The organism is Pantoea sp. E2023-21, from assembly GCF_051302795.1.
Taxonomy (GTDB): domain Bacteria; phylum Pseudomonadota; class Gammaproteobacteria; order Enterobacterales; family Enterobacteriaceae; genus Pantoea; species Pantoea ludwigii_A.
This window is the reverse complement of record NZ_CP195344.1, coordinates 1,056,586-1,068,509: the sequence shown is the minus strand read 5'-3', so window position 1 is coordinate 1,068,509 and position 11,924 is coordinate 1,056,586. Positions and strand designations below refer to the sequence as shown.

10 protein-coding genes are annotated in these 11,924 nt (G+C 55.2%); 7 read left to right on the top strand and 3 right to left on the bottom strand.

The features are described from left to right. The first annotated feature begins 266 nt into the window (after positions 1-266). From ACRQ84_RS05120 to ACRQ84_RS05110, 3 genes are all read left to right on the top strand, one after another. Positions 267-1,196, top strand: coding sequence for an aliphatic sulfonate ABC transporter substrate-binding protein (locus ACRQ84_RS05120; RefSeq protein ID WP_483817346.1), 930 nt, complete (start codon positions 267-269; stop codon positions 1,194-1,196). Further along, the gene (locus tag ACRQ84_RS05115) at positions 1,193-2,536 is read left to right on the top strand and encodes an NtaA/DmoA family FMN-dependent monooxygenase (protein ID WP_483817345.1); all 1,344 of its coding nucleotides are present in this window, start codon (positions 1,193-1,195) and stop codon (positions 2,534-2,536) included. The genes ACRQ84_RS05120 and ACRQ84_RS05115 overlap by 4 nt, the downstream gene beginning before the upstream one ends. A gap of 236 nt (positions 2,537-2,772) precedes the next feature. Further along, positions 2,773-3,741, top strand: coding sequence for a GT-D fold domain-containing glycosyltransferase (locus ACRQ84_RS05110; RefSeq protein WP_483817887.1), 969 nt, complete (start codon positions 2,773-2,775; stop codon positions 3,739-3,741). An 84-nt stretch (positions 3,742-3,825) separates the two neighbouring features. Here ACRQ84_RS05110 and ACRQ84_RS05105 read toward each other — a convergent pair whose 3' ends face one another. Next, positions 3,826-4,458, bottom strand: coding sequence for a DapH/DapD/GlmU-related protein (locus tag ACRQ84_RS05105; RefSeq protein ID WP_483817344.1), 633 nt, complete (start codon positions 4,456-4,458; stop codon positions 3,826-3,828). Between the two features lie 133 nt (positions 4,459-4,591). Between ACRQ84_RS05105 and ACRQ84_RS05100 the strand changes: the two genes are divergently transcribed. From ACRQ84_RS05100 to ACRQ84_RS05090, 3 genes are all read left to right on the top strand, one after another. After that, entirely contained in the window at positions 4,592-5,494 is a 903-nt protein-coding gene (locus ACRQ84_RS05100) for a ParB/Srx family N-terminal domain-containing protein (RefSeq protein WP_483817343.1), read from the top strand. A gap of 120 nt (positions 5,495-5,614) precedes the next feature. Further along, entirely contained in the window at positions 5,615-6,367 is a 753-nt protein-coding gene (locus ACRQ84_RS05095; RefSeq protein ID WP_483817342.1) for a response regulator transcription factor, read from the top strand. Positions 6,368-6,387: 20 nt separating this feature from the next. Beyond that, entirely contained in the window at positions 6,388-7,716 is a 1,329-nt protein-coding gene (locus ACRQ84_RS05090) for an ATP-binding protein (protein ID WP_483817341.1), read from the top strand. On the opposite strand, the gene ACRQ84_RS05085 is transcribed toward ACRQ84_RS05090, so the two are convergent. Together ACRQ84_RS05085 and ACRQ84_RS05080 are read right to left on the bottom strand one after the other, a co-directional pair. Next, a complete protein-coding gene (locus ACRQ84_RS05085) occupies positions 7,706-9,652 on the bottom strand; it encodes a TonB-dependent receptor domain-containing protein (protein ID WP_483817340.1) in 1,947 nt (648 codons plus the stop codon). The genes ACRQ84_RS05090 and ACRQ84_RS05085 overlap by 11 nt on opposite strands. A 126-nt stretch (positions 9,653-9,778) precedes the next feature. Then, positions 9,779-10,873, bottom strand: coding sequence for an oxidoreductase (locus ACRQ84_RS05080; protein WP_483817339.1), 1,095 nt, complete (start codon positions 10,871-10,873; stop codon positions 9,779-9,781). Between the two features lie 103 nt (positions 10,874-10,976). Here ACRQ84_RS05080 and ACRQ84_RS05075 point away from each other — a divergent pair, with 103 nt between their 5' ends. After that, positions 10,977-11,858: a LysR family transcriptional regulator gene (locus ACRQ84_RS05075; protein WP_483817338.1), complete on the top strand. Its 882-nt coding sequence runs from the start codon at positions 10,977-10,979 to the stop codon at positions 11,856-11,858. Positions 11,859-11,924: the final 66 nt, after the last annotated feature.

Sequence of the window (11,924 nt, the reverse complement as noted above, 5' to 3'; positions counted from 1 at the left end):
AGGTGTGTCGTTAGCTCCGCTAATGAATGTAGTTTGGCTAATGGCTGCTAGCTACCGCCTCGCTCAATGTGTGACTGAAATCACGTTTCATTTTCGTTGAGAGAATTAATCATTAGTCAGGAAAATTCGCATTTTTTGATAACGCAAAATGGCGAGGATGCGCGATTGGGTGGCTTTTGCGCCTCAGACATAACCTTGTGCGGATTTGTTACTACGCCCGTTGTTGGAGAAAACTTACGCTGTTTTCTTTTTACCCGGGAAACGTTATGAAAATCACTTTATTAGACAGCTCATTGTTGTTCCTCGCGGTGACGTCTCACGCCGCCACAAACGAACTGATCGTGGGCGATCAAAAAGGCAATGCTCGCGCGGTGATGTCCGCCGCCGGGGAGCTCAACAATGTGCCTTATGCAATCAAATGGTATGAGTTCCCCAACGCAGCACCGCTGCTGGAGTCGCTCAACTCACAGCATCTGGATGCCGGTTTGGTCGGCGATGGTCCGCTGTCGTTTGCCGTAGCCGCAGGTGCGCAGATCCGCGCTATTCAAGCATCGCAATATCTCGGCAATGCCGTTGTGGTGAAAAACAATAGCGCCCTGCACAACATCGCCGACTTAAAAGGCAAAAAAGTGGCGACGGTGAAAGGATCGTCCGGGCAAAACATGGTACTGAATGCGCTGCATGAAGCAGGCTTGCCTGACGATAGCGTCAGTTTTGTCTTCACCACGCCGTCGGAAGCCACGCTGGCGCTGGATAATGGTGCGGTGGATGCGGTGGCAACCTGGGAACCTTATGTGTCTTTTGCCGTGGCACAGTCCGGCGATCGCATTGCCATCGACGGTAAAAATTCCCCGGTTTCAAACTATCTGGTGGCAACCGATAGCGCTATCGCTAATAAGCGTGAGCAGCTCGCCGACTTCCGTCAGCGCCTGATCCGTGCACGCGCTTGGGGCGTGGCACATCCCCAGGCCTACGCCAGCGAGATCGCCAAACTGCTGCGTCTGCCAGATGAGGTAGCGCTGAGCAAAGTGCAGCGTGAAAACAACGCGCCGGTTGAGGATTACGCTTTGGTGGAAAAACGCCAGCAGCGGGCCATTGATACGTTCACCCGCGGCGGCCTGATCACACCCGGCCTAAAAGCCGACAAACTGGTAGACGCCTCCTTCTTTAACGCCAACGGAGCCGCCAAACCATGATGAACCTGGCACTCTACCTCGACTCCGGAATTCACCAGGGCGGCTGGCGTCATGCCGATTCGGCTGCAACCGGCGGCAGCAACTGGCCGCTGTACCGCAAAATTGCCCAGCGCGCCGAAGCCGCGAAGCTGGATATGATTTTTGTCGCTGACAAGCTGGCAATTGATGATGTTTACGGCGGTCATCTGGCGCACACCGTTCAGCATCGTCAGGTGGGCTGGTCTGAACCCTTAACATTATTAGCCGCACTGGCGGCGGTTACAGACCATATCGGCCTCGGCGGCACCGTTTCCTCCTCCTATTCGGTGCCTTACACCACGGCGCGACAGCTGGCGAACATTGACCATATCAGCGGCGGACGCGCAGCGTGGAACGTGGTTACCTCGCTGAGCCACGCCGAAGCGCGCAACTTTGGTCGCAGCGAACACTTCAGCCATGAAGATCGCTATCGCCGCGCGGCCGAATTTATCGATGTCATGAAAGCGCTGTGGGACAGCTTTGAAGAGGACGCGCTGATTCTGGATAAAGCGCAGGCGCGCTTTGCCGACCCGGCACGCTTCCATCGGCTCGATCATCAGGGGGAATCTTTCGATGTGCAGGGCCCGCTTAACCTGCCGCGTCCGCCGCAAGGTCATCCGGTAGTGATTCAGGCTGGCGTGTCGGAAGCCTTTATCGATCTGGCAGCGCAACAGGCGGAAGTGCTGTTTGTGGTGCAACCCAATCGGGAACGTGCGCAGCATTTCTACCACATCCTGAAACAGCGTGCGCTGCAGTATCAGCGTCAGCCCGATCAACTGCGTATTCTGCCCGGCATGGTGCCGATTGTCGGCAACACGCAGCGCGACGCAGAGGAGCGTGCAGAGTATCTGAAATCATTGATCACCGTGGAATCGGGCCTGAGCTTTGTCTCGGCCAGCATGAATATCGATCTGTCGCAGTATCCGATTGATGGTCCGGTACCTGATCTGCGTGAAAAAATCACCGGCAGCAAAGGCCGTTTCCAATATGTGATTGCCAGCGCCATTGAGCAGAAACTGACGCTGGGTGAAATGGCGAAACGCTACGCCGAGAGCTTATCGTTCCCGGCCCCCACCGGCACCGCCGACACGATCGCGCAGCAAATGACTGACTGGTATCAGCATCAGGCCTGCGACGGTTTTGTCATTCTGCCCACCTATATTGACGAGAACGAAGACCGCTTCCTCGAACAGGTGGTACCGCGCCTGCAGGCCGCGGGTGTATTCCGCTCTGAGTATCAGCCAGGCACGCTGCGCGATCGTTTAGGCTTAGTAAAGCCGGAAAATCGCTTTCACCGTTCATCATCAATTGAAATAACTTAATTAATCATTAACACGCCGCTGCGATTATTCCTGGCAACCTTTATTGCAGCGGCGAGAATAAGCGTGCTTTTATTGCATTTTTATTTCCGCTGTCTTTATTTAACCTTCTCTAAATTGATTAGCCATTGCGGCGCAATGACTTTTTGAGATTTTCCTCAGCCTGTTTACGCTGATTTAGCGTGATATAAATCACGTAACTGCTCTGCGGCAAGGCCGCTAATAAAAAGAAGGTGATGATGATCAGCGCAAATTTCTTTTATCGTAAATTACGTTTTCCTTTTAAACTCACACACGCTGCTTTTAAGTTTCCGGTTGCCAATGCGCGAGCCCGACAATATCAGGTAATGTCACCTGAGCAGACCATTGACTTGCTGCTCAACAACGACGTGCTGTCGGTAAGCCGCTATGGCGATGGAGAACTGGAAATGACCTTATTTAAAAATATCGGTTTTCAATCTTTCGATGAACGTCTCTCTCTTCGCCTGAAAGAAATTTTGCGGCGCGGAAGTCAGCCGAAAAATACCTGTTTATTGTGTATGCCCGATGCCTTTCGTGGTACTGGGAATATGCGATTTGGTTCGGCCCTTTTCTGGTTTTTTCATAAAGCGTTTTATTTTCGCCATTATGAAGCGTTATTAAAGAAAGATTACCGCTACGGCAACACCTCCGTTACGCGTCCCTATCATGATTATAAAGATAAGCAGCAGGCAGAACGCGTGTTTAATAAGTTCAAACAGCTGTTCAGCGATAAAAAAATATTAGTCGTGGAAGGTAGCGGCACGCGTCTCGGCATCGGTAACAATCTGCTCGCGGGTGCGCGGGATATTAAACGCATCACCACGCTGAATCGTAACGCCTTCTCGGTTTACAACGATCTCTACAGCTCTGTACTGGCGCACGCACGCGATTACGATATGGTACTGATGTCGCTCGGCCCCACAGCAACGGTACTGGCTTACGATCTCAGTCAGCATGGCATTCGCTGTATTGATACCGGGCACATTGATATCGAGTACGAATGGATGCGCAGTGCCGCGCGTGACAAGGTGCAGGTGGCCGGTAAGAACGTCAATGAAGTGGGTGTTTTACTCAGTGACGAGGCGCGCGATGCCGATGAACATTATCGCCAGCAGATCTTGCTGCATGTTGGGCTACCGCAGGAGGCGGTGCTGTCAGCGATGGTTATTCCTCCGCCGTTGGTATAATCCGCCGCGCAAGCAATCGCAAAAACAGGGTAATGTGAGTTTGCTGGAGAATACTTGCGGCGATAAACGGCGTTTACACCGCTTTTAGAGGCTGTGCCGCTGGCAAAATGCGCGGAGATCGGAAGACTGAAAATCCGCCAGATTGGCCATCAGCTTCTCCAGCGGCCAGTTCCACCAGGCAATCGCCTGCAGCTGCGCGGCAATATCCGTAGCGAAACGTGCACGAATGACTTTGGCTGGCACACCACCCACAATGGTATAAGGCGGCACATCTTTGGTGACCACTGCACCGGCAGCCAGCACCGCACCATCACCCACCGTCACGCCCGGCAGCACTATCACGCCATGACCTATCCACACATCATTGCCAATCACCACGCGTTCGGCACGTCGGGCAGCAAAGAAGTCATTATCACGCGCCGCCTGTGCATCATAGTATTCCGGGCAATAGGTAAAACGGTGCTGCGAGGCGCGATCCATCGGGTGATTGGGCGCGCCAATCCGCACATGATTGGCAATGGCGGTAAAGCGGCCAATCTGCGCATCGGCGACACAGCAGTGTTCTCCCAGATAGGAAAAGTCGCCCAGTTCGCTGTATTCAATGTAGGTTTCGGCCAGCACTTCACATTGCGCGCCAATCTGGGTTTCGCGCATGCGCACGCTGGGATCGATAACGGTATGTTGCAGTTTTGCCGGTTGCACAGCAGCGAGTGCCATAATCAACGCTCCGTAGTGGTCAGATGTCTGGATGACGGGTTGCCACTGGGCAACCGCGAGCCATAACTCTACAGCGGCAAAATGACAGTAATGCTATTGTGCCCATCTGCGATTGGCGATTTGAGGAAAGGGAATGAGAACACCGTGGTCAATACTGGCGCTATTGTGGTCAGCCGGATCGGCGTCCGCCGCACTGCCCGCTGACATCAAAGCCGGTGATATTGTGCAAGTGCAGTTAGCGCAACTCCATCCGACGCAGGCCGCAATTGGCTATCGTCAGCTGGATTACAAGCAGCATCGTTATGAAGCCGAACCGAAAAAGCTGTTTGATGATTATTGCGAAAGCATGGGGCAAAAAGGCGTCGACACATTTGATGGCAAATCGCGTCTCTCGCAGCCCAGCAGCTTTCGCTGCAAAGCGCCGGTCGGCAGCGCGCCTGGCCCGATGAAAACCGCAGTGATTGCACCGGATAATGTGCTGTACCTCACCGATGGTCATCATACTTTCAGCAATTTCGCCGATATCGCCGGTCTTAACACGCCGGTACAGGTGCGCATCACCGATGATTTCCGCAACCTGAAAACCATGTCCGCCTTCTGGCAAAAAATGGAAGCAGCACATCTGACGTGGCTGGATACGCCGTCTGGCAAAATTCAACCGGATGCACTGCCGAAAGAGCTGGGTCGCCAGCATATGCAGAATGATGAATACCGCTCGCTGGTCTATTTTGTGCGCGATATTGGCTTTGAGAAAGAGCAGAATCCGCCGCCGTTCCTGGAATTCTTTTGGGGAAAATGGCTGGAAACGCAGCTCCCCCTGAAGAACTTTGACCTCAATAATCGCAGCGGTTACGCCAAAGCACTGGAAACCATCGCAGAGAAGATGACCAGCGTGCCGAAAGACACGGTCATTGCTCAAGGGGATAGCGGCCCGCTCACTGCGGAGCGCCTTGGTGCGCGCAAGAAAGTGAACGAGAAGAAGCTGGATAAGCTGGTCTCCGACAACGGCAAATTGACGTGGGCCTTCGCGCACTAATGTCTTTGCAGGCGGAGGTGCTCTCCGCCGTTAGGCGCGGTTGCAGTTGCAGATGAAAAGCATTCTCAATTAAGCTACGGCTCTTTGCCGCCTGGGCGCGCTTTTCTCTGGAACATCCCAATGAACGCTACGCCAGCACCAATAAAAATTTTGGTGGTTGACGATCACCGCAAAATCCGTGAACCGCTTGCCACTTACTTGCGTCGTCAGCACTTTTCTGTGGTAACCGCAGAGGATGCCGCCTCACTTTGGACGCTGCTACGCACCGCGACGTTCGATCTGATTGTGCTGGATGTGATGCTGCCCGACGGCGACGGCATGCAACTCTGTCAGCAAATTCAACGCCATTATAAAACGCCGGTGATCCTGTTAACCGCGCGTGATGCTCTGGATGATCGCGTGACGGGCCTTGAACTGGGCGCCGATGATTACGTGATTAAACCTTTTGAACCGCGTGAGTTGCTGGCGCGGATACACACGGTGCTGCGACGTGCCGATCGCCGGCCTAATCTGACGAGTGAAAAAACGTCCCCTGCGGTGCAACCCGTTCACTTTTCCACGCTGATATTCAATCCCGCCTCGCGTCGGGTAAGCAATCAACAGCAGCAAAGCGTTCGCCTCAGCACCATGGAAGCCAAACTGCTGTCGGCCTTTCTCGCCGATCCGTATCAGGTGTTGAGTCGGGAAGCGTTGATGGATCGCTGCGTCACGCCGGGCAACGAGGTGTTTGATCGTGCCATCGATCGTCAAGTGAGCCGCCTGCGAATCAAACTGGAGCAGGTTCTGCCCGGCTGCGTGCTGCTGGATACGGTGTGGGGCGAAGGCTATCGCTTCACCGCTGAGGTACAAACGGTGCAACCGATCACATGCTAAGCACGCTATTGCCAAGGCGCATGATGAGCCAGCTTGCCGGGCTGATGATTGTGGCTTTGCTGCTGGCCAATCTCGCTGCCGTTGCCGCTACGCAATTGCTGGGCAATTTACTCACGCCTTCTACCCGCAACATTGCCGTCGAGCGCGTGGTGCTGGCCTACCACGAAAGCCTGGCGGGCGCAGAGAACGTTGCGTTAACGCGCGCGGACGGTGCCCGTTTTTGGCTGGCGCAGCGTCCGGAAGTGCAGGACATTGCGCTGCGCGATGAGGAGCAACGTCTGCGTGACTCACTGGTTAATCAGTTAAAATTAACCACGTCGGCCAACGTCACCCTGCAACTCGAAAGTGCTGATGGCGGCCTGGCGCGCAGGCATATTTTTAGCGCGGCGCGCCATGAGCCGTTGCGCCTGCGCGTCACCATTGCCCTGCCGGATGGTCGCTACTTTAATAGCGTGCAATCGGTTATGCCCGCTTATGAATGGACGCAGCTACTGTCATTTTCCCTGCCTATCGTGAGCGTGCCATTGCTGCTGCTCAGCCTCTATTTTATCTATCGCGTGGTCAGACCGATTCGGCGCTTAGCCAGCGCTGCCGATGCCATTAGTCGTGGCGAATGGCGCACCACGTTGCCGATCACCGGGCCGCAGGAATCGCGGGAATTAACCCAGGCTTTTAATCTCATGCAGCTTAGGCTGGCGCGTCACCTGGATAGCCGCACGCGCATGCTGGCCGCGATGAGCCACGACCTCAACACGCCGATCACCGAATTACGCTTGCAGGTGGAGTTGATGCCAGAGGGTGATGCGCGTGATGACATGCTGGAAAGCCTGAATGAACTGCGCGCCATGGTGCATGAAACCTTGCATTTTATTCGCGGGGAGGTGCAACACGCGCTGCCGCAGCGCTGCAATCTCAGTCAGATGCTGGCCGATTTAACCCGCCGTTACCTGCTGCTGGGGAAAGCCGTCACCTGGCAAGGTGAGCCGGATATTGAGCTGATGTGTCGTCCGGTGGCGATCAAACGCGCGCTGAGTAATCTGATTGAAAACGCGTTGCAGTATGGCGGCGATGCCGTGCTAACGCTGACGCAACTGCCGGGCTGGGTGCAAATTGAGGTGCTGGATCAGGGCGCGGGCTTGTCCGCTGAACAGCTGGAGCAAGCCTGCGAACCCTTTGTACGTTTCTGCGACACACCGCGCACTGAGAATACCGCGGGCGGCGGTTTAGGCCTCGGATTAGCCATCGCACAATCGAATATTCATGCGCACGGCGGGGAACTGACGCTGGCGAATCGTCCCCCGGCCGGATTATGTGTCACCGTTATGCTGCCGGATGGCATCAGAAGCTGAGCGTCACGCCACCCCAGAAAGTGCGGCCGTAATTGACCGTACCATAGGTTTCATCATCCAGTCGTTTGTCGCCGATATTGTAGATGGCGCCGTTCAACGTCAGGTTGTGCGTCAACTGATGTGATATACCGAGATCGGCAGTAAGGTAATCCGGCGCCGCGTCTTCCGTGACGCTAGTACCGTACTCTTTGCCGTAATAGTTAGCGGCAGCCCACAGCTGCGTGGCTTCGGTGACATGCCATTCGCTGCGCAGGCTGGCTTTGTGTTTTGGCGTCAACGCCAGCGGTGCGCCACGATTGCTGCCACTTTTCTGCTCGGAATCGAGCCAGGTATAGTTCCCTTTCAGCGACACATCCGAGGTAATTTTCCAGCTACCGGTCAACTCCACGCCGCGGATTACTGCTTTGTCGATGTTAACGCGATCCATGATGATGTAGCCGTTCCACAGCTGATCGGTGGTCACGGTCAACAGCTTGTCTTTAAAATCGTTGTAGAAAAAGGTCGCGCTGGCCGAAAGATCGTCGCGGTTCGACCACATCGCCGACAATTCATAGTTGGTGCTGGTTTCCGGCTTGAGATTTGGATTACCCAACATCGCAAAGCGATTGCGGCGCAGTACCGCATAATCTTCGATCACCGCACGAATTTCCGGCGCTTTGAAACCACGCGCTACGCCACCTTTCAGCGTCCATTCATCGCTGACATACCAGATGCCGTAAATGCGTGGGCTGTAGTGGTTGCCATATTGCTCATGATTATCGAGACGCAAGCCGCCCGTCAGCGAGAAGGATTCCAGCATGCGCCACTCATCTTCGAGGAACAGCGCACGCTGCACCACGCTATAGCGATGATTGACGCGCGTGCCGTCGCCCTGATTCCAGTCCTTCAGCGTATTTTCCTGCCACTGCGCGCCAGCGGTAGTCGTGTGATAGGCGGTTGGCATCACCAGCTTGGCATCCAATACGCTGTTTTTGATGGTCGGTTTGCGGCCATAGACATCGGATTGTGACGGGCTGGCGAGCCCTTCGCGGCTGGTCTCTTCCTGAGAAAATGCCAGCGTCGAGGTTGCCCATCCCCAGCGCCCTTCATGCGCCAGCGACCAGTGGTCGCGATTATTCTTCTGTTCACGCGTCGCCCAGTTGGCGCTTTCACCTTCGCCGTTTTTCAGGCGGCTCACGCCCCCTTCCAGCGTAATGTCGTGCTGAGCGTTTGGCGTAAACACGAGGCGTGCGGTGATATCACGATGATCGGCTTGGGTATAGCCGTTGGTATTCTGCACGTCATCATCACCCTGACGATTCAGATAGCGTCCCCACAACTGTAACCCGAGACGATCGGCAATCAGCGGACCATTCAGGTAGAACTGATTGTTACTGGCATTGCCCTGATCCTTGTGCTGGCGCACCGCATAATCCCACGACAGCGAGCCGTTCCACTGCGGCGTGACTTTACGCGTAATGATGTTGATCACGCCGCCAATCGCATCGGAGCCATACAGCGATGACATCGGCCCGCGGATCACTTCAATACGTTCAATGGCCGAAGCAGGCGGAATGAAGCTCTGCTCATAACCGCCGTTGCCGTTAACGCGCGAATCGCGGCCGCTTTGGCGCACGCCATCCACCAGAATGAGGGTGTAATCGCCCGGCATGCCACGAATCGAGATATCGCTTTCATTGGCACCACCGATCACCGCCACGCCTTCCACCTCTCGCACCGCATCGGCCAGATTATTAATCGAGCGCTTACGCAGATCGTCGCCGTTGATCACCGTGACCGAGGCCGGTGCATCTTCCAGACGCTGTTCAAAACCGGAAGCGGTCACCACCATGGTTTCAGCGGTGTTGTCATCATCAAGGGCTAGCGCCGTGGCGGGCAGCAGCATTGCCATGCAGGCAACAGAAAGGGGTTTAAGAGCAAAAGTCGGTTTACGCATGTTCAATTAGGGGTGTAGTTGAAAACGCGAATCATACTCATGCGCATCGGTGAAAGTTGGACAATGTTGGACAACTTTCCCATGAGAAAATGAAACGGGCGCCTACTGCACGCCCGTTAAAGAGGTTTACACCAACTCGCAGTTTTTTACGTCCGCAGACGGCGCCAGCAGGTTTTTATCAAAGGGGCGCAGTTCCGTAGCCTCACGAATTCGCATCGGCCAGTCGGGATTGGCCAGCGCACTTTTGCCAATCGAGACATAATCCGCGCCCTGCTCCAGCGCCTGTGCCGCCGTGCAGGCATCACTTAATGCACCATTGGCGATAATCGGCATATTGGGTGCCGTCTGACGCGCAATTTGCACCAGCGACAGCGGCGAATCGGCAAACGCGGGCTGCAGCGCGTCATATTCTGTCAGGTGCAGATAATCCACGCCGGCCTCAGCGATCGCGGCGAATACCTGACGTGCGCCCGCTTCGCCTTCCCGCCATTTGTGATGGAAATCATTCACTTTGCCCTGCGAGAGGCGAACGCCCACGGTAACATCCTTACCCACGCGCTGGCGCACCGCCGCGATGACTTCCAGCGTTAGAGACAACCGGGCAACAATATCTCCGCCCCAGCGATCGCGGCGCTGGTTGGTGTAATCGGTAAAGAACTGGTCAAGCAGATAGCCGTTTGCGCCGTGAATTTCGATGCCATCAAAACCCGCTTCGTCGACGGCCCGCGCAGCAGTTTGCGCAAAGTTGTCGATCACCTGCAGGATCTGTTCTTCATCCATTTCACGTGGCAGCGGATAGGCACCATGACCGTGATAGAAACCCAATTGTTCTCCACGCGGCTGCACCGCTGATGGCGCTAACGTATCCGGTCGGTAGATATTGCCCTGAGAAATCGCACCGGCATGCATCAACTGCGCAATGATTTTTCCACCACGTTGATGCACCCGATCGGTGATCGCCCGCCATCCGGCACGCTGTTTGGCGTTGATCAGACCCGCCTGAAACGCATAGGTTTGTGACCAGGCTTCATCGATATAGATGCCTTCAGTGATGATGGCGCCAAATCCGCCGCGCACGAAGCGCTGATAGTATTGCTGCATACGCTCGCCCGGCACCCCATCGACACTGGCGGAGATGCGCGTCATCGGCGCCACCATGATGCGATTCTTCAACGCCAGCTGGTTCAGTGTCCCGCACTGAAAAAGATGTTTATCACTCATATTGCTCTCTGGATGCGGATTATCTACAGAGCGCAGTATATTCTGTCACTATGAGGCCAAAAATGGCCAATGATGATACGTCTGCATAACGGAAATCGTTACAATGAATTCAAAGGATGTTGAGGTGTTCCTGATGGTCACCCAGACGCGTAGCCTGACGCAGGCGGCGCGGCGAATGAACACCACGCCGATGACGGTATCGCGCCGGCTCGCTTCACTGGAGGAAGATCTTGGCGTGCGTTTGTTGCATCGCACCACCCGCGCCATCGCCTTGACGGATGAAGGCGAAGAGTTTCTGCCCTACGCCAAAACGCTGGCCGAGACCGAACAGAGCGCGCGCAATCTGTTCTCGCCGGATAAACAGGGCGCCACCGGCCAGCTGCGCATCACCGCGCCTTCAGGCTTTGGTCGCCGTACCATTATTCCTTTGCTGCCCGCGCTAATGGCGGAAAATCCCGAACTGAAGATCGATTTTCAGCTCAGCGACAATGTCACCGATATTGTTGGGCTCGGCTACGATGTTGCCATTCGTATCGCACCGCTGCGGGACTCACGTTTAGTGGCGCAGCGACTGGCGGATAATCCACGCGTGCTGTGTGCCTCACCAGACTATTTAGCGCGCTGCGGCACGCCACACATGTTGGCCGATTTGCATCAGCACAACTGCCTGCGTTTATCCGGCGTGCCGCAATGGAGTTTTATGATCGACGATCATATTTCCAGTGTCAGCGTTGAAGGCCGTTTCAGCGGCAGCAATGTGGAAGGCGTACGCACCTTATGCGTATCGGGCAGCGGCATCGCGCAACTCTCGGCGTGGGATGTGCAGGAAGAGTTAGCGGCGGGTGAACTGCGTGAGATTGCCTTACGAGATGCACAACCGCAGTTGCTTGGCGTCTGGGCGCTGTTTCCCACTGCCCGCCATCTGCCAACCCGTGTCACGGTATTCCTGAATGCCTTGAAACAGGCGATGCAAACGCGCGCGTGAACATTCAGATAATGCGTACGGCGAACGGGGTTATAGTGGCGTATTCATTACGATCACGGAGGCCAC

Coding starts and splice junctions, on each gene's coding strand:
- ACRQ84_RS05115 (WP_483817345.1), top strand. CDS start 1,193: ATGATGAACCTGGCACTCTACCTCGACTCCGGAATTCACCAGGGCGGC.
- ACRQ84_RS05085 (WP_483817340.1), bottom strand. CDS start 9,652: ATGCGTAAACCGACTTTTGCTCTTAAACCCCTTTCTGTTGCCTGCATG.
- ACRQ84_RS05075 (WP_483817338.1), top strand. CDS start 10,977: ATGAATTCAAAGGATGTTGAGGTGTTCCTGATGGTCACCCAGACGCGT.
- ACRQ84_RS05090 (WP_483817341.1), top strand. CDS start 6,388: ATGATGAGCCAGCTTGCCGGGCTGATGATTGTGGCTTTGCTGCTGGCC.
- ACRQ84_RS05105 (WP_483817344.1), bottom strand. CDS start 4,458: ATGGCACTCGCTGCTGTGCAACCGGCAAAACTGCAACATACCGTTATC.
- ACRQ84_RS05110 (WP_483817887.1), top strand. CDS start 2,773: ATGATCAGCGCAAATTTCTTTTATCGTAAATTACGTTTTCCTTTTAAA.
- ACRQ84_RS05080 (WP_483817339.1), bottom strand. CDS start 10,873: ATGAGTGATAAACATCTTTTTCAGTGCGGGACACTGAACCAGCTGGCG.
- ACRQ84_RS05100 (WP_483817343.1), top strand. CDS start 4,592: ATGAGAACACCGTGGTCAATACTGGCGCTATTGTGGTCAGCCGGATCG.
- ACRQ84_RS05120 (WP_483817346.1), top strand. CDS start 267: ATGAAAATCACTTTATTAGACAGCTCATTGTTGTTCCTCGCGGTGACG.
- ACRQ84_RS05095 (WP_483817342.1), top strand. CDS start 5,615: ATGAACGCTACGCCAGCACCAATAAAAATTTTGGTGGTTGACGATCAC.